Raw genomic sequence first — 18,359 nt, 5'->3', positions numbered from 1 at the left:
CATGCTTATGTTAAAACGTTGTGGTGTCTACCACGACGTTTTTTTTATACAAAAAAGCCTGCTTTGCAGCAGGCCCTTTCATTCGATTATGTAGTAGCAGTAACAGGTTTCTCTTTCCCTGGATCTACATCATTTCTTGTTAGTTGCTTAATTTTCGCTTTACTACCTACAATCCACACATGATCGCCCTCTTCGAAGATGAAGGTCGATTCGGGGTTGAGTAAGCGGTGACCGCGTCTTTCAATACCTACAATCAAACCTTGCGTGGTTTCGCGTACGCCCGATTCGCGGATGGTTTTACCCAGTAGCGGGGAGCGGTCGGTTACTTTGAAGTGTTCGAGGGTGATATCTTCTTTTGGTGCGCCTACTTTTTGGGAGGCCACCGGTACTTCTAGGAAGTTCTGGATAGCAGGGAGCTGATCGTCCGTGCTAATCACAGAAATTCTATCGCCGGGGAATAGTCGCTCGTCGCGGCTAGGAGGCATAATTACGAGGTTGCCCCTTTCGATCATCGCTACATTGGCGCCAAATTTCTCGCGCAATTGCATTTCTATAAGGGTGCGGCCTACTGCATCGGATTCTGCCGGCACCGTGAAGGTAGTGAGGTGCGCATCCCAAGGGGTGATATTATGATGAGCCTTTTTAGCGGCTTGGATTTCGCGGGCATTGAGGTTGAGCATAAAACGCTCTTCAATTTGGTTATATAACTTCTGTAATCGTTTATTCAATAACAACAACGCCAATGCAATTAATGCCGATACGATAATCGCTGTTTTAGTAGAATAGAAACGATCTAAGAAGAAGCCGATGAAGAAAATCGCAAACACAATACGCGAAATATCCAGCATCAACAATGGTGCACGGTGCAGCTTGTTCAACCAAATCTTACCCCTTGCCTGCTTATTCACCGGGCGTAACGACAAGGCCCATAAAAACGGCGCCATAATAGCAAACGTAATCACGGAAGTAATCACGGTGCCCGTCATTCCATTGGTAATATGCTTCGCGATGAAAGGTGCTAGGAAGTTGCTCGATAATACGATAATGGCAATGAGAATTACGCTAAATACCACCACGTGAATACCGTACGATTGCAACATATCGCGCCAATCATTTTCTTTATGAATGGTTTGGGTACCGCTGGAATAGCGTACGAGTTTACGTTTCCAACGATTCGGTAACCGTTTTTCTACCCAGTTATAAAAAGGTTCCGCGTAGCGGATCATGTATGGAGTCGTGAATGTGGTTAAGGCGGAAACGGCTACAGCAATAGGGTAGAGGAAGTCGCTGGTTACTTTCAAGGTCATACCCAATGTGGCAATAATAAAGGAGAATTCCCCGATTTGTGCCAAGCTCATACCTGCCTGTAAACTTTGCTTCAAGCTTTGACCCGATAGCAAGGCGCCAAGCCCCGTACTAAAGGTTTTACCTACGATGGTAACTACTATCAAAATAGCAATAGGCCCCGCGTAGGTTAATAACATTTGAGGTTCGATTAACATACCTACCGATACGAAGAAGATCGCACCGAACAGGTCTTTTACCCCTTGGGTAAGGTGCTCGATTTTTTCTGCAGAAGTGGTTTCCGCTAAAATAGAACCCATGATGAAGGCACCCAAAGCCGGCGAAAAGCCCACTTTAGTGGCTAAGATAACCATGCATAAACATAAGCCTAATGAAACAATCAACAAGGTTTCATTACTCATCAATTTCTTCGTCTTTTTCAAAAAGGTAGGAATGAGGAAGATCCCGGCTAAGAACCACAAGATCAAGAAGAAACTCAATTTACCAACCGACCAGGCCATTTCACCGCCGGCGAACTGCTGGCTGATCGCCAAGGTGGATAATAATACGAGTAATAAGATGGCTACTAAGTCTTCCACCACCAAAATCCCAAACACGAGCCTCGCAAAAGCCTGGTTCTTTACCCCCAATTCTTCGAATGCACGGATAATGATGGTGGTAGAGGAAATGGAAAGAATACCTCCCAGGAAAATACTATCCATGGTCGACCAACCCATAATTTGGCCGGTTACATAGCCCAGGAAGAGCATGACGATCACCTCCACGACCGCTGAAATACCGGCGGAGCCGCCAACTTTCACTAATTTTTTGAAACTGAATTCAAGCCCTAAGCTGAATAATAAGAAGATAACCCCGATTTCGGCCCATACTTTTACGTTCTCGATATCGGAAATGGTTGGAAATAATGTGAAATGCGGCCCTACTAATAAGCCCGCTAGAATATACCCTAAAACGAGGGGTTGTTTCAGTTTTTTAAACAAAAGCGTAATAATACCTGCCGCTCCTAAAATCAACCCTAAGTCTACTACTAAATGTGGTAAATGAATCATCCGTTAAATAAAATGCATTATGGTTTAAATACGAAAGAAACAACGCACCGTTAAAGCGATGTCATTTGTTATCTATATTGTTGGCATGGGGCGCTAGGGCGCCTGTCTGTAACGCGTATCACCAAAAGAAATGCACGGGGAATATCATCCCGCTGCGGAACATTAAATGCAATGAAGCGCATTGTGTAATAAAAGGCTCGTTCTCGGGCCTTTGTGGCGTGGTTGGCAGAAATGAGATAGTATTTTCACCCGCCCGTTTACACATGCATCCATGTAGGTACTGTTGCCCAATCGATAAGTAAGCCATCTCAAAGTCGTGGTGACCGAATGGACTGTAAGCTTTATACTTACTCACTTTCGTAATAGAAGCTACTTTAACTTTGGCAGGAAGAGGGTGATCAAATGCACGCGCAGTCGCACTTGCAGATTGGCTAGCCAGCCAAATTAGCAAGAAGGATATGGTAAACTGCACATACTTTTTTCTCATGGTTGTAAATATAGGGAATCCCGGTCAGATTCTGAAACGCAACACTGGCAAGGCTTTGAAATGATAATATTTCTACAAATCTACTACTGAAAAATGCCCTACTTTCCTCTTCTCCTATAAGCGTTAACCCTATCTTCAACCTAACGGATCCCTATCTAAAGCCTATCCTCACCCTATCTAAAGCCTATCTCGACCCTATCCTAAGCCTATCTAAAGCCTATCCTAAGCCTATCTCCCCCCTAATTAAAATATTATAAATCAATAGTTTACCAAATTTGGCGCTAATTAGTGGTGTTGTGAAGGATTCATTGTTAAGGTGTTACCCAATTTTCACCTACATTTCCTGCCTTCACGGGATATACAAATACAATCGATCAAAGAACTGTATAAGCTGCTAGCTTGCTTACATCTCGAAAGTAATTCGAACTAGCGAGTTGAAAAAATGTGGTGCCGGAAAGTGCCGCTTTTAACCGCTTTTGACCGCTTTTTGCCGGAAAATGCCGGTTTATGCCGATAAATGCCGGAATATGCCGGGTTGTGCCGGAAAATGCCGCTTTTTACCGGTTTTTGCTTACTAAAGACTGGGTGGTTGCTTACTGAATGTCGAGGAAAAGCTTACTGAAGCCTTGCAAAATGGGCGAAAAACAAGGAAAATGTCGACAAAATGTCGACAAACTGTCGGAACGACCCTTGCTGGTACTGGGGTTGTGCCGGTAAAAGTCGGAGAAGTGTCGGTGAAAAATTAGAAAAGTGTTGATTTTACTATGTTTCAGCTTCGTCATAGAAAAGGCGACCCTGTGGAGGATCGCCTTTTGTTAAAATAGTATTAGTATGATGTTAGTCGATGCTGCATTCGTATACAACGGAACTGCATTGGTCGACGTACTTTAATGCTTTTAAGTAGGAAATGAAGCCGTTCCATGCACCACCGATAAGGCCGCCTTTGCCGGTTTTGTATTGCTGGCTGAGGAGGCTTACGTAGAAGGAATCGAATACCATCGGGTGCTTACGCTTGATTTGGATGCCGTGTTGTTCCAACAATATTTGCATGGATTTCGGGGAGAAATGGTACAAATGTCGTGGTACATCGTAGGCTGCCCAGTATTTGCCGTAATGTTTAGCATCCAGCGAAGTGTAGTTTGGTACGGCGATAAGGATAGCGCCACCGGGTTTTACTAAACGTTTGAGCTGGTCGAGGTATTGATGTAGGTCGTGTACGTGTTCGAGTACGTGCCACATGGTAATTACATCGAAACTTTGCGCGGGTAGTTCGTACAAGGTTGAAGGTGGCAATGGTTGCAGGTTGTAAAGCTTAGCTGCATTTTCGCGTGCGCGCTCATCGGGTTCTAAGCCGGTAACGGTCCAACCAATTTGTTGCATGTAATGAATGAAGGCACCGGTACCACAGCCGACATCGAGTAAGCTGCCGGTTTTTAGGTTGGCAGCCGATTTTACCCAATTCTGTTTCGAGCGCATGGTAATTTTCCGCACGCTATGATAAAGGCGATTCACAAGGCCTTCCTTTGTTTCGCTATGCGAAATATATTCTTGCGACTGGTAATAACGACCAATCTCGCTGCTTACAGGTACATTTTGCGTAAACCGGGCTGTGCAGGCATCACAATGCCATATGTCGAATACTTCATGTGATACGGTATAGTCTTCTGCCGAGAGTTGCGGGTGAATTTTATCACTGTTGCAAACCGGGCACTTTGAATAGTGGGTGACGCTCATTGTTTTACAAAACATGCACGGGAAATTTCCCGGAGGTATTAAAATTAAAATACATTCAATAAAGCGGCGAAGTTAAATGATCCGGGTAAAAAAAGAAAGTACCCTTGTATAACTAGCCTAGGCGATTTTAGTGGTATTCGCCGAACACTTTACGCAATGTATCTGCGATTTCACCCAAGGTAGCTAAGTTTTCAACAGCCTCAATTACCGTAGGCATTAGGTTTTCGGTGGTTTGGGCTTTCGCTTCCAAGCTCGCCAAAATACTATTTACTTTCTCATTATCGCGGCGTGCACGGAGTGATTGCAACCTTTCCGATTGAATTTTACGGATGCTGTCATCAATGCGGAATACTTCTGTGGAAGCATCTTCTTCTACAACGAATTTATTTACACCCACAATTATTTTCTCACCGTTCTCAATATCTTGTTGATATTTATAAGCACTTTTGGCAATCTCGTCTTGTACAAATCCTTGTTCAATGGCGCTTACGGCACCACCCATTGCATCAATTTTTTCAATCAATGCCCAGGCTTTTTCTTCAATTTCTTTTGTAAGCGCTTCTACATAAAACGAGCCGGCTAGTGGATCTACAGTATCGGCAATGCCGCTTTCGTAGCCAATAACTTGTTGTGTACGCAAAGCAATACGTGCAGCAGATTCTGTTGGTAAAGAAATGGCTTCATCGAAGCCGTTGGTGTGTAAAGATTGTGTGCCACCCAATGTAGCGGCTAATGTTTGCACTGCAACACGCACAATGTTGTTATGTGGCTGTTGTGCTGTAAGGGTAGAACCGCCTGTTTGCGTATGGAAACGGAGCATTTGTGCCTTGGTATCTGTAGCACCGAGCGATTGCGTAATGTGCGCCCACATGTTCCTAGCAGCGCGGAATTTGGCTACTTCTTCGAACAAATGGTTATGCGCGTTGAAGAAGAACGACAAACGTTTCGCGAATACATTTATATCTAACCCCTTCTCAATAGCAGCTTTTAAATAAGCTTTCCCATTGGCCAAGGTGAATGCTAATTCTTGAACAGCATTAGCGCCCGCTTCGCGGATGTGGTACCCGGAAATAGAAATCGTATTCCATTTCGGCACTTCACGACTACAAAAATCAAATATATCCGTGATTAAGCGCATAGAAGGTTTCGGCGGGTAAATAAACGTACCCCTCGCCGCGTATTCCTTCAAAATATCATTTTGAATAGTGCCTGAAATCTTCTTCAAATCGGCCCCTTGCTTCTTCGCTAACGCGATGTAAAGGGCGAGGAGAATATAACCTGTAGCATTAATCGTCATGGAAGTAGATACCGTTTCCAAGTTGATGCCTTTGAACAAAATTTCCATGTCTTCCAAAGAGTCAATCGCTACGCCCACTTTACCCACTTCACCTTCTGCCATGGCATGATCGGAATCGTAGCCGATTTGGGTAGGCAGGTCGAAGGCCACGCTTAAGCCCATTACACCTTGAGATAAGAGGTAATGATAACGTTGGTTAGAAGCTTCCGCGGTACTGAAACCTGCGTATTGACGCATTGTCCACAGTTTATCGCGGTACATAGTTTCATGGATACCCCGGGTAAAAGGAAACTTTCCCGGTGTTTCTGGCATGGGAACAGGCGTAGTATAGACAGGTTTAATAACTATACCGGCATCAGTTGTAACGATCTTTTCCATAAATGCAATGTTAATGAAATTTAGCTATTCGAAAATGGGTGGGGAAAAGGTTTTTGTACCGGCAGTTTCGCCGGGAATAGTAAAATTATTTACACCTGCTAACGGCGATGAATACACGAAATGTTACTGATTTTTCGATGAAGAAATGGTGTGCTGGCTTGTTTAGGATAGGTAACAATTCGTTTACAGTTTGTTAACACATAATAAAGCGTATATTTTACAACTTGCAGCTCGATTTGTAGCCAAACACTTATTGCGAAACTTATTGCGAAAACCGACATGAACTCTATTGTAGTGCTCAAAAGTGGCGACGAGCAAGCCTTTGCACGCATTTTTGAACAATTTCAACCCGTATTATTACAGTATTTTTCCCAACGCACCGCTTGTAAACAAACTGCCGAAGAACTCGTGCAATTAACTTTTATAAAGCTTTGGCGCGTATCGGGAAAACTCTCTGGTGAACACTCGTTACGTGTACAAATTTTCCGTATTGCCCGAACCACGTTTATCGATTATTGGAGAAAGGAGAACCAAGCGAAGAAGATCTTCGATGCCGGTACCAGCATTCACGAAGAGTTTCCCTATTTAGAGGAAGGAGGCACCACTGGGTTCGAAAATAAACAAATGCTCCGCGTAGCACTGAATAAACTACCCAAGGTGCGTAAAATGGTCGTCACCATGCGCATACAAGGTTTCTCTAACAAAGAAATTGCCCAACAATTCACCATATCCATTAAAACCGTAGAAGATCATATCACGAAAGCACATCATCAATTACGTTCCCTCTTACAACAACCTCAACCCACGGAAGCAGTCTAATTGCCACTGTTAACAATATGTTAAGGGCAGGGGTATAGCGCCATGTGCTGCGTATTGTGTGTACAGGCTGTAAGGAAAAATACAAACTAAACTTATTACTAACTATTAGCGCAAAATCCATTTTACGCAACGGGAATCCTGTTGCCCAATCTTTCAACTTAATTCACTGATATGCAAAAGACCACTTGGTTAAAGCCAATATTACATTGGCTATTGTTCTTTCTATGCTTTGTAGTGACGCCCATGTCGCTCATGGCGCAATCTAACACGGTCGTTCTTTCCGGCACCGTTACCAACGAAAAAGGCGAGTACTTGCCTGGCGTAACTGTAATGGTGCAAGTAGAAGGGAAAAAATTCGGTGCAGCAACAGGCGGCGATGGTAAATATTCCATCGGCAAACTTCCTGCGAATGCTACGGCACAAATTATTTTCACCTTCCTTGGTTATGAAACTAAAACGGTAGAAGGCTTTCCTATTAAAAATGAAAACGTAACGCTTTCAACACAGTTGAAAGAGAACGATAAACACTTGAGCGAACTGGTGGTAGTGGGCTATGGTACGCAGAAGAAAGTAAACTTAACCGGTGCTGTAAGTCAACTCGATAGCAAAACAATTGGCACACGTTCAGTGGCCAACATCACGCAAGCTATTCAAGGTGCGGTGCCTAACTTAAACGTTACTTTTGGTGATGGCTCGCCGGGTAAAGGTGGTAACATCAACATCCGTGGTAATACTTCTATTAACGGTGGTTCGCCATTGGTGTTAATTGATGGTGTACCAGGTGATATTAACCTGGTGAACCCGCGCGATGTAGAAACTATTTCTGTATTAAAAGATGCTGCTTCTTCGGCTATCTATGGTGCCCGCGGTGCTTTTGGTGTAATTCTCGTTACTACTAAAAGAGCGAAGAAAGGGAAAGCAACAGTAAATTATAGCAACAACTTCAGCTATGCAACTTCTACTGTTAGCACCGATTTTATTACCAGTGGCTACCGCTCTGCAAAGTTGAATGATGAGGCTTTTTTACGTGCAACCGGTAATACATACACGCGCTATACTGATAAAGATTATGAAGAATTGTTGAAACGCGAAACAGATAAATCGCTGCCGAGCGTAGTGAAAGATGTACGTAACAACAAAGAAATGTACATCTATTACGGTAATACCGATTGGTGGCATGAAATGTTCCGCGATGTACAACCTTCTATGGAACATGCTTTAACCTTCAGTGGTAGCACCGAGAAAGTGGATTACATGTTAAGTGGTCGTTGGTATGAAAAGAAAGGTATGATGCGTATCAACCAGGACAAGTTCAATGCATACAACATGCGTGCGAAAATCAATGCCAATGTAACACCATGGTTAACCTTATCGAGCAATACGCAATTTAGTGCTAACAATTATACCTATCCAGGTTGGGGTGTGAACGATAACTTTGTATCCATTACTGTACATGCTTTACCATCGTACGTACCACGTAACCCCGATGGTACAGCTACTTACAGAACGGAGTTGAATAACTATACAATTGGTGATGGTGTGTATGCCGATTTGCTGTATGGTAAATCCAAAGGTGGCACGAAGAACTTCGACTTCTCGAATACTTTCGGTGCTACCATCAAAGCCACGAAAGATTTCAATATCATCGGTAACTACACCTTCGATTTAAATCCTTATTCTTCTTTCTCTCGCCGCGTAGAGTCGCCATGGAGTGTATTCCCAGGGGTAATCTCTTATGTTGGGTACGACCAATACAATGAAGAAGCTAACATGGATCAATACCACATCGTAAACTTATACGGTGAATACACGAAGTCATTAGCGAAGCATAACTTCAAAGCAATGGTGGGTTACAATCAAGAGTTGAAACGTTATAAGCAAACGAAAGGGATGCGTAAGAACTTGTTATCACAAGACTTGAATGATTTCGATTTAGGTAGTGGTGATCAAACTATTGGTGGCCGCCAATCGGAATGGGCGTTGCTCGGTTTCTTCTACCGTGTAAACTACGATTATGCAGGTAAATACTTATTGGAATTGAACGGTCGTTACGATGGTTCTTCCCGTTTCCCGAAAGGTAATAAATACGGTTTCTTCCCATCTGTTTCAGGTGCATGGCGCGTAAGTGAAGAGCGTTTCTTCGAACCAGTGAAAAATACTGTGAACGATTTGAAATTGCGTGCTTCATACGGTACGTTGGGGAACCAACAAGTAAGCACCGATATCCGTGCTAACTATCCTTACATTCCTTTGATGGATCGTGGTACATCGAATTACATAGTAAATGGTGCTAAAACAGAGTACTTGACTGTACCGGCGCCTACTACACAGAACTTAACATGGGAGAAATCTACTTCTACCAACTTAGGTGTTGACGTGGCATTGTTTAAGAGTCGTTTAACGGGTTCATTCGATTGGTATGTGCGTAATACAACCGACATGTTAACCAAGTCGAAAACCTTACCGGCCGTATATGGTGCTGCTGAACCGAAACAAAATGCCGCGGATTTACAAACAAAGGGATTTGAGTTGGCATTGGCATGGGCCGATCAAAAGCAAGTGGGTGGTAAACCATTCAATTACAGCATAGGTGTAGCCGTGGGCGATTACAAATCGCGGATCACGAGGTTTGATAACCCAAGTGGTACATTAAGCGATTATTATGTTGGTCAAGAATTAGGTGAAATATGGGGGTATAGTGTAGATGGTTATTTCAAAACGGATAAAGAAGCCGCCGACTACCAAGCCATGATGAAAGACTTGAGCAGCGTGCATGCACAAATTTTCTCTGCACCGGGCGAATGGGGTAAATTATTAGCCGGTGATATGAAATTCGTGGATTTGAATGGTGACTTGAACATCAGCAAAGGCAAGAATACATTGGCGGATCATGGCGATTTACGTGTAATTGGAAATAAGCAACCGCGTTATTCTTACGGTATTAATGGTAGTGCTAGCTGGAATGGGTTTGATTTCTATGTATTGTTCCAAGGTATTGGTAAACAAAACTGGTACCCGGGTGCAAATGCCGATAAATTCTGGGGTCCTTACTCTCGTCCTTATTACAGCTTCCTTCCCCAAGACTTTGAAAGCAAAGTGTGGAGTGAACAGAACCCGGATGCGTACTTCCCGAGATTACGTGGTTATGTAGCGTTAAACGCGAAAGGAGAGTTAACAGAAGTGAATGATAAGTACTTGCAGAATTTGGCATATCTCCGTTTGAAAAGCTTAACACTTGGTTATTCTTTACCGGCTACATGGATGAAACGTGTGAAAATGGAACGTGCTAGGTTCTATTTCAGCGGCGAAAACTTGTTAACGTTCACGAAGTTCGATACGAAGTATATCGATCCTGAAATGGCAGCAGCAGAAGCAAACGGCCGTGTGTACCCGGTTAGCAAAACCTTCTCATTCGGTTTGGACATCACCTTCTAAAAACAACTAACATGAAAAAACTCAGCATATTCTTACTATCTGCCATGGCCGCGTTCAGCAGCTGTAGCGATTTCTTAGATAGAGAGCCCTTATCGCAAATTTCACCGGATAACTTCTTCCGTACCGAAAACGATCTCAAACTCTATATTAACTCACTTAACACCACTTTCCCCAGTGCAGAAGACGTGTACAACGAGGATATCGATAACGTAGTGAAAACAACCTTGCCAGAAATTGTAACCGGTAAGCGTGTGATACCAGTTACAGGTGGGGGCTGGTCGTGGACAGAATTGCGTAAAGTAAACTACTTCATGCAAAACTATAACCGCCTATTGCAGCCTGCCGTTACAAATAAATACATGGGTATTGCAAGGTTTTACCGTGCGTATTTCTATCAAAATAAAGTGATGCGTTTTGGGGATGTACCTTGGTATAATACAGCCTTAAGTGTAGATGATACGGAATTATTAAACAAAGCACGTACACCGCGCACCGTTGTGGTAGATTCAATCATCAACGATTTAGATAGCGCTATCATGTATTGTAGTGTAAATAAAAACGTGGAAGAAGTAACGAAATGGACGGCCTTGGCATTGAAATCGCGCTTCTGTTTGTTTGAAGGAACCTTTAGGAAATACCATCCAGAATTCAACTTACCCAACGCGAACCGTTTCTTACAGTTAGCAGCAGATGCGTCGGCGGAATTGATGAAAAGTGGTTACGCGATTTACAAGAGCACACCGGAAAAATCGTACTTGGAATTATTCGCTGCTGCGAAAGCAAATCCAACGGAAATTATTTTGGCGAGAAGGTTCAGCAACGATTTACAGATTTATCACAACGTAAACTATTATACCATTACAGCTTCTTACGGTAAACCAGGTTTAGAGAAGAAATTGGTGAATAGTTATTTGATGAAAGATGGTACCCGTTTTACCGACAGGCCGGGTTATGATACCATGACCTTCTATAATGAATGTCAAAACCGTGATCCACGCTTAGCCCAAACGATTCGCACACCGGGTTATACCCGTATTGGCAACACCGTGAAATTAGTACCCGATTTTGGTGCTACAACAACAGGTTACCAAGTAGTGAAATTCGTATCGGAAGAAGCGAATGATTCGTATAATAAATCGTTCAACGATATGCCCATCTTCCGTTATGCAGAAGTATTGTTGAATTATGCAGAAGCAAAAGCAGAGCTAGGCACCTTAACACAAGCCGACTTAGATGCTTCTATCAAATTGCTCCGCGACCGAGTAGAGATGCCCAGCCTGAACCTAGCCGCAGCGAATGCAACACCTGATCCATATTTAGGGGCTGAATACAAAAATGTAACCGGTACAAATAAAGGCGTGATTTTAGAAATTAGAAGGGAAAGAAGGATTGAACTAGTGATGGAAAGTCACCGTTACAACGATATTATGCGTTGGAAAGAAGGTCATTTATTGGCCCAACAATTCAAAGGCATGTATTTCCCGGGGGTAGGTAAATACGATTTAGACAACAACGGCACTGTTGATGTACAAATTTACGAGGGTACGAAGCCAACGGAGAAAGGCATTCAATACTTGAAATTAGGTAGTGAAGTGGTATTAGAGAACAACAAGGGCTTGATTTTGGTGAACAAGAACATCGATAAAACGTTCAACGAATTACGCGACTACTTGTATCCAATTCCTACACAAGAAAGGTTATTGAACAGTAACTTATCCCAGAATCCTAATTGGGAAGATGGTATCAAATAAATTATTATCCCCGTTTCTAACAAACAGGAGCGGGGTTTTCTCATTTCGAAAAGTTAGAACCGGGCGCCTTTGAGGATGTCCCGGTTTTTTTGTGAATTAATAGTAACATAATTTTTTCGATACCCGGGTTTTCGGTAAATTCAATAAACATTATAACGAACAAGGCTATACGAAGGAATTATGATTATTTATTTACTGTTATGTGTGACCTTGTTAATTGCTTTTTTGAGTGCTAGGATTTTTTGGATGGGCATTCATAGGCGCGGGCAAGGGAAAAGTTTATTGTTTGCATTATCATTGTCCATGGCAGCTTTTATTTACCTGTATGGTACATGGGTGTATTTGAGTATTTATGCAAAGTACGTGTTTGGCATTGTGTACGTATTGCAAGCGGGACTTGCTTTGTGGAGAATGAAGAAAGAGCCGCCGCGTTTGCCAACGAATATTTTTGTTGTATTTGCGCGCTTATTCTTAACGGCGATTTTCGTGGTGTTGATAGTATTGTATTTCACCGGTACAACGGGTAAGCCCGATACCGTGGAGTTGCGGTTTCCCTTCAAGCCTGGTAACTACTTTGTACTACAAGGTGGCAAGGGCTTGCCAACAAACTTGTTTCATTTCAGTTTGCGGGGTGCTATATACGCGATGGATATTGTGAAATTAGATAATGATGGGCGCCGCGCGAATAAGATATTCTCGAAGAAATTGGATGATTACATCATCTTCAACGATACGATTTACAGTCCTTGTGAAGGCGTCATTACCCGTGCAGTAAGTGAGAACCCTGATAACATTCCCCCCAACATGAACCGTGGGCCGAAGAATACGAACATGGTGGTGATTGAAACGACTACCTATAATGTGTTTATGGGGCATATACGGCAGGATTGTGTATTTGTAAAAGAGGGTGATCATGTGAAAGAGGGTGATCCTATTGGGTGTGTTGGCAATTCGGGGTTTAGTACGGAGCCGCATTTACATATCCAGGTACATCAAAAAGAGGGAGGGCAACCTTGGTACCGGGGCAAGCCATTGTATATACATTTTGATGGGAAAGGCTATTTATTGAATGAAGTAATTCATCGGAAAAACAGGCCATAGAAAGCGTGTTGTAACAGGGAAACCAACCTTATTTAACCAAATGGCTGCTATAATGTTATAGAAGGTAGTAAACTTAATTACTATGTTACAGTTGGCCCTTCGCACAATGGCACGTATAGTTTTAACGTGTGCATTGTTAATTCCAGTACATCTCACGTTTGCGCAGCAGCAACTGACCTCCGAAACAGAAGGTGGTGGCGGTAAGAAGCCACATGAAGTGCCTTGGTATGTTACGCGGTTTAAAGTGACGGGTGCTCTATATGTTCCTTGGAATAATACCAATATCCAAGTAAATGGCACAGGAGGTCGGCTCGGCACGGAGATCGACTTCGAGGATGATTTGGGATTTAACAATAACTCCGTCACCTTTCTAGGTAACTTTCAATGGCGTATTTCTCGCCGGTCTCGATTAGATGCGAGTTATTACAGGTTATACCGCAATTCCGACTATTACATCAACCGCGACATATCTTTCAAAGACGAAACCTATAACGTGAACAGCCACGTGCATGCCTTCTTCAACACAGATATCTTCCGGGTAAGCTATGGCTACGCCTTTGTGCAGAAGGAGAAGTTTGAGATAGGAGCTTCCATAGGTGCCCACATTGTAGGAGCACAGGTAGGTATAGGCGTATATGGCCAGAATGCTAGTCTTGAAAAAGAAACGGATTACGATGTAACGGCACCTTTGCCCAATTTCGGGATATGGGGTGGCTACGCATTCAGCCCCAAATGGGCTGTAAATGCCGAATTTAACTACTTAGCCCTCACGATTGACGATTACCATGGCCGGATATTAGCAGGCACGGTATCCGTACTTTTCCAACCAATTGAACATTTGCAAGTTTTCGCCGGTTTTACGGGCTTAAACATAAAAGTGGATGCTGAACGCGACCGCTTTAATGGAACCCTAAAATGGGGCTATAATGGCCCAATGATTGGCGCATCGTATGTGTTTGGGGGAAGAGGGTGGCGGTAGGGCAACTACTTGATTACGCTATGGCTTATATCTTGGTTTAGCTGGGTGGAAGTATTGTATAATGTCAGCAAATTTTTCTATCTTGTTGAAGCCTTTTCAAACGGAAGGAAAGTGCCATACATTATTCCATTTACTCCTAACTCAACTACATCATGCAAAAAATTACCCTATTACTCCTTTTTGTGCCTTTATTGTTCCTCGCTTGTTCCAAAGAATTTGATCCTAGTCATCCCAAAGATGGGAAAAGTGTAGTGTTATATTTAGATCATTATAAGGAAGGAACTAATTTTAGGGTGTTCGATAATAAAAATAGAAGCAACCAGTATTACACTTATGTAAGTGACTTCCCTGGCCGTGAACTGGGATATTTTTATGTGATTAATGCGAAGGTGGTAAAAACACCCAGTGGAATAATGGATGCTCCATCTTACTACTTTAAGTACACAAGTACCATACATAAGTATAAATTTGAAGACGCACAGCCTTTTAATGTAAGTATCTTAAATACAGGGTCTTATCCAAGTATGTCATTGCTATCGAAGCGCAATGATAGCCTATTTTACGATCTTCAATACCTTTCTCCTATTAATGCAGCTGTGTATAAATCAATCGATTCCGTGTACGAAATGGGTAAAACGGTAGCGGGAGAAGAGCAAATACGTACACGCAAGTTAACTGTTAAACACGATCCAGGTAATTTCGGGAAAGGATTTATCGTGTATGGTGTGCAGTAAAGACAGCGCAAACATAATTGGCAGCTCCAAACAACAAATGTTTGGGGCTGTTTTGTTTTTATGCAATCCCATTCAGCAAAGTTTCCACTAACGCCGGCGTTAATACCTGTTCCATCGTGTTTCCCCATATTGATGGGTTCGTTAGTAACATGTTCTTTTGCGTAACGTATAAAGTGGCGATCTCTTCAAGACTTAATTTACCAAATAATGGTGGTTGAAGCAGGTGCTCATGTAACCCGAAATTTACTTGGTCTTTTGCTTCTTCTTTCACATATCCTTGGCTCATAGCAAAGGCCCATAAGCTGTTGTTAAGCATCTGTAATTCATGTGCCAATTGTAAAGGAAGTTGTTCGGCAACGCCTTTTAATACTTGCGTAACGGGGTGGGGAAGGCCGATACTGAACTTACTTTGTAATGCAGGTGTCCAACGAATATTTGGATTGTAAGCAAGGCCCAAATCGGATGGCACGATTTCTTGGGAATCGTCTAAGAAATGCGAGTAATAAGCTTTTCCCGAAGTTAGTTTGTTAAAATGTAGTTCGATTTGTTCTTCCGTGAGTGGTGCATGTAAAGCAATGTATTGTAATGCAAATTCAGGATGCTTTAAGAAGAAATCTTCATACGAAATGAATAAGTGCACCGCATTTTCTTGCGTGCGGTAGAAGCGTATAATCCGTTCATCAGCAATAATATCCTCTGTACGTAGTGGCTGGCGAAGATGTATGCCTTCGAGTTTTCTACAACGACTTAATGCTACGTATACTTGCCCGTTTACAAAAGCACCACGACCTAAGTCAATAATCACATTATCGAACGTTAAGCCTTGGCTTTTATGTATTGTAATAGCCCAAGCGAGCTTTACTGGGTACTGAGTAAAAGTGCCAATCACCGTCGACACAATTCTCCGTTTTTCACGATCGTATTTATATTGCCTATTTTCCCAAGTTTCGGGTACTAGCTTATGCGTAGAGCCATCTTGCAAGCGAATTTCAAGTAGGTCGTCGGAGATAAAATCGATCTTGGCAATTGTACCATTTACCCAACGCCGTGGTGTATCGGGTGATACATCATTTTTAATGAAGATGACCTGTGCATTTTTCTTCAGTTCTAAAGTTTTATGCGTAGGGTAACGATCTTCGCGGAAATCGCCATGGATTGTAGCTTCGAACCTGTAAGTAGAGTAGGGCAGCGCCGCTAGTTTACGTGCATTTTCCGTGTTAGCAATTGGGTTGTTACTCGTAAGTGTGATCGCGAATTCATCTTGTTGTGGTGAATAAGTGGGATCGTATTGCTTGTTGATGGCATTAATCGTATCGCCCGTGGTTTCGCAGGCACGTACTTCGTTTAGCAGGTTAATGAAAGCTTGGTCATTTTTCTGCCGGTGAATCTTTTTGAATTCAAAGAACGTAGGATTGAGATCTGCGTAGGCTGGTGCGTCGAAGAAGTATTCACTTTTGTACACTTCCGTAAAGATCAGCTTCTCTACTTCGTCCTGGTGATTTACCACGGGAGGTAACTGGAAGATATCACCTACCAACAAAATTTGTTTACCACCGAAGGGCAACTTGTGGTTGCCGCCATTCATGCGCAAGGAATAATCGATGGCTTGTAAAATATCTGCGCGCAGCATAGATACCTCGTCGATAACAATGGTGTGTGTTTTTTCAATGATTTTCCGCGCTTGCGCTTGCTGCCTGAAAATGGGGATTTCTTCGTCTCCCGGCAACAAAGGTTTTAGTGGGAACTTGAAAAAAGAATGCAACGTAACACCGCCCACATTAATCGCGGCAATACCAGTAAAGGCGGTCATTAATACATTTTTCTTCGATTGTTGTGCGAAGTAATGTAAGAAGGTAGACTTACCAGTACCGGCTTTCCCTGTGATAAAAAACGAGGTATTCGATTTTTCGATCGTGTTGAAGAGATGTTGAATGATGGGATCTTTTTCGTATCCCTCCGGGATATTTACATACCGGTTATATAACGTAGGTAAATCCACATCTTCGAACAACTGTAGTTGTTGCTGATCGTTGTTATTCGCCTTGTGTAAAACGATATTCAGCAAATAGAAAATATCATTGCGGTTTTCGACATACGGGTTGGTAATATCCAACTCCGCTGTTCGATGTGCTAATGTTTTAAGAATGTAATAAGTCTTTTTGAAGATTTGGCTTAATTGGTTTGGATAAGCTTGTAAATACCCGCTTACTTCTTCGAAAGAAATCTGTATCCCTATAAATTCCCAAAATACAATCAATTGCCTCAGCGCCTCACTTTCATCCAGCTCCAAATAAGTAGTATACAACTCGTTAAAATGATGCGGAAACTGTGCTGGGTAATCATTGTTATGCTTTCCATAGAAAAGTTGTTGCGCAAATACAGGATTAAATTTCCCTGTTACACCATCTACCAAATTCGATTGTTGAAAGGCAAGCGTCCAATTACGTTCCAGCTGTTTCGCATTTTTCATTCTGCCGCAAATATACACAAACAACCTAGCGTTTAACAGCCACTTAACACCCTATTTCCCAAATGCTGCTTACATTAGAATTGAAAACTACAAATAAACTCCCCTAACCACATTTAAAACGGCCTCCTTCCAAGGTGGCCGTATTTATTTTGAAGAAACCAATCATAGCCCCGATAAAACGGCATAACTTATCGCTCACCCTCGGCAAAAAAAAAGGCTTCCTCCAAATAGAGAAAGCCCTTTCTAATATATTATTTAATTGAAATCTTATGCGTGCATCAACTTCTTCGCTTCCACGCTTAGGATATTAGCAGCAATATCCGAAGGCGATGCTTCTGTAGAGTTCATGAATACTTCTATCAATTGCTTGTTAAATTCAACAGCTGGTGCATCTGAAGGCATTTTGTTGGCAATGTGGTAAATGATAGAGATCATTTGCTCTTTGACTGTTTTAACAGCTTCCCAAGCGCCTGGTGTAACATAAATCTGTTGCGCAATATTGTGATCGAACTCGGCTTTAATGGTTTGTACTAGACCAATTTGCATGTCTACAACTGTCAAACCCGGGGTATACACGCGGCCAATGAGGCTTTGTGGCGTGATACGTTCAACAAATAACACTAATCTTTCATAAGCAGCTAATTGCAAAGGCAAGATCACTTTGTTTTTGTCATCACTTCCGTTATGACTCGGGGTAGGGGTTGGAGCATCTACTTTTTTCTTCACAATGAAGTCTTTTACAATGGTGTAAAGGAAGAAGCAGGCACCAGCAGTCAGTACGATTGTCAATAAAGTTTGCGAGTTCATTTGGTATGGTATA

General features: G+C 42.5%; 12 protein-coding genes. 6 read left to right on the top strand and 6 right to left on the bottom strand.

Annotated features, from left to right (window positions below; all coding sequences use genetic code 11):
• Positions 1 to 86 precede the first annotated feature (86 nt).
• From LX64_RS16195 to LX64_RS16180, 4 genes are all read right to left on the bottom strand, one after another.
• On the bottom strand, positions 87 to 2,354 hold the full coding sequence (locus LX64_RS16195; protein WP_111598731.1) for a cation:proton antiporter: 2,268 nt from the start codon (positions 2,352 to 2,354) through the stop codon (positions 87 to 89).
• A 118-nt stretch (positions 2,355 to 2,472) separates the two neighbouring features.
• Positions 2,473 to 2,841 (bottom strand): hypothetical protein, encoded by a 369-nt coding sequence (locus tag LX64_RS16190; protein ID WP_111598730.1) that lies wholly within the window; start codon positions 2,839 to 2,841, stop codon positions 2,473 to 2,475.
• A gap of 837 nt (positions 2,842 to 3,678) precedes the next feature.
• Positions 3,679 to 4,575: a class I SAM-dependent methyltransferase gene (locus LX64_RS16185; RefSeq protein WP_111598729.1), complete on the bottom strand. Its 897-nt coding sequence runs from the start codon at positions 4,573 to 4,575 to the stop codon at positions 3,679 to 3,681.
• 127 nt (positions 4,576 to 4,702) lie between these two features.
• On the bottom strand, positions 4,703 to 6,250 hold the full coding sequence (locus LX64_RS16180; protein WP_111598728.1) for an acyl-CoA mutase large subunit family protein: 1,548 nt from the start codon (positions 6,248 to 6,250) through the stop codon (positions 4,703 to 4,705).
• 279 nt (positions 6,251 to 6,529) lie between these two features.
• On the opposite strand from LX64_RS16180, the gene LX64_RS16175 reads away from it, so the two are divergent.
• From LX64_RS16175 to LX64_RS16150, 6 genes are all read left to right on the top strand, one after another.
• Entirely contained in the window at positions 6,530 to 7,069 is a 540-nt protein-coding gene (locus LX64_RS16175; protein ID WP_111598727.1) for an RNA polymerase sigma factor, read from the top strand.
• 171 nt (positions 7,070 to 7,240) lie between these two features.
• On the top strand, positions 7,241 to 10,504 hold the full coding sequence (locus LX64_RS16170) for a SusC/RagA family TonB-linked outer membrane protein (RefSeq protein ID WP_111598726.1): 3,264 nt from the start codon (positions 7,241 to 7,243) through the stop codon (positions 10,502 to 10,504).
• Positions 10,505 to 10,515: 11 nt separating this feature from the next.
• Entirely contained in the window at positions 10,516 to 12,255 is a 1,740-nt protein-coding gene (locus LX64_RS16165; protein WP_111598725.1) for a RagB/SusD family nutrient uptake outer membrane protein, read from the top strand.
• Positions 12,256 to 12,558: 303 nt separating this feature from the next.
• Positions 12,559 to 13,356 carry a M23 family metallopeptidase gene (locus LX64_RS16160; RefSeq protein ID WP_158538644.1) on the top strand — a complete coding sequence of 266 codons (798 nt, stop codon included), beginning with the start codon at positions 12,559 to 12,561 and terminating at the stop codon, positions 13,354 to 13,356.
• Positions 13,357 to 13,438: 82 nt separating this feature from the next.
• The gene (locus tag LX64_RS16155) at positions 13,439 to 14,335 is read left to right on the top strand and encodes a hypothetical protein (protein WP_158538643.1); all 897 of its coding nucleotides are present in this window, start codon (positions 13,439 to 13,441) and stop codon (positions 14,333 to 14,335) included.
• Between the two features lie 152 nt (positions 14,336 to 14,487).
• Complete coding sequence (locus LX64_RS16150; protein ID WP_111598722.1) at positions 14,488 to 15,069, top strand: hypothetical protein; 582 nt, start codon at positions 14,488 to 14,490, stop codon at positions 15,067 to 15,069.
• Positions 15,070 to 15,127: 58 nt separating this feature from the next.
• Here LX64_RS16150 and LX64_RS16145 read toward each other — a convergent pair whose 3' ends face one another.
• Together LX64_RS16145 and LX64_RS16140 are read right to left on the bottom strand one after the other, a co-directional pair.
• On the bottom strand, positions 15,128 to 17,539 hold the full coding sequence (locus tag LX64_RS16145; RefSeq protein WP_111598721.1) for an ATP-dependent DNA helicase: 2,412 nt from the start codon (positions 17,537 to 17,539) through the stop codon (positions 15,128 to 15,130).
• 267 nt (positions 17,540 to 17,806) lie between these two features.
• Positions 17,807 to 18,346, bottom strand: a complete 540-nt coding sequence (locus LX64_RS16140; RefSeq protein WP_111598720.1) for a DUF7935 family protein — start codon at positions 18,344 to 18,346, stop codon at positions 17,807 to 17,809.
• Between the last annotated feature and the right edge of the window lie 13 nt (positions 18,347 to 18,359).

It is taken from the genome of Chitinophaga skermanii, assembly GCF_003259335.1.
GTDB lineage: Bacteria > Bacteroidota > Bacteroidia > Chitinophagales > Chitinophagaceae > Chitinophaga > Chitinophaga skermanii.
Note: the sequence above shows the minus strand (reverse complement) of the source record. Positions and strands in the feature narration are given on the sequence as shown.

Bases quoted from the DNA above. Each gene is read 5' to 3' on its own strand.
- LX64_RS16195 (WP_111598731.1), bottom strand. From the start codon at position 2,354: ATGATTCATTTACCACATTTAGTAGTAGACTTAGGGTTGATTTTAGGA.
- LX64_RS16190 (WP_111598730.1), bottom strand. From the start codon at position 2,841: ATGAGAAAAAAGTATGTGCAGTTTACCATATCCTTCTTGCTAATTTGG.
- LX64_RS16185 (WP_111598729.1), bottom strand. From the start codon at position 4,575: ATGAGCGTCACCCACTATTCAAAGTGCCCGGTTTGCAACAGTGATAAA.
- LX64_RS16180 (WP_111598728.1), bottom strand. From the start codon at position 6,250: ATGGAAAAGATCGTTACAACTGATGCCGGTATAGTTATTAAACCTGTC.
- LX64_RS16175 (WP_111598727.1), top strand. From the start codon at position 6,530: ATGAACTCTATTGTAGTGCTCAAAAGTGGCGACGAGCAAGCCTTTGCA.
- LX64_RS16170 (WP_111598726.1), top strand. From the start codon at position 7,241: ATGCAAAAGACCACTTGGTTAAAGCCAATATTACATTGGCTATTGTTC.
- LX64_RS16165 (WP_111598725.1), top strand. From the start codon at position 10,516: ATGAAAAAACTCAGCATATTCTTACTATCTGCCATGGCCGCGTTCAGC.
- LX64_RS16160 (WP_158538644.1), top strand. From the start codon at position 12,559: ATGGCAGCTTTTATTTACCTGTATGGTACATGGGTGTATTTGAGTATT.
- LX64_RS16155 (WP_158538643.1), top strand. From the start codon at position 13,439: ATGTTACAGTTGGCCCTTCGCACAATGGCACGTATAGTTTTAACGTGT.
- LX64_RS16150 (WP_111598722.1), top strand. From the start codon at position 14,488: ATGCAAAAAATTACCCTATTACTCCTTTTTGTGCCTTTATTGTTCCTC.
- LX64_RS16145 (WP_111598721.1), bottom strand. From the start codon at position 17,539: ATGAAAAATGCGAAACAGCTGGAACGTAATTGGACGCTTGCCTTTCAA.
- LX64_RS16140 (WP_111598720.1), bottom strand. From the start codon at position 18,346: ATGAACTCGCAAACTTTATTGACAATCGTACTGACTGCTGGTGCCTGC.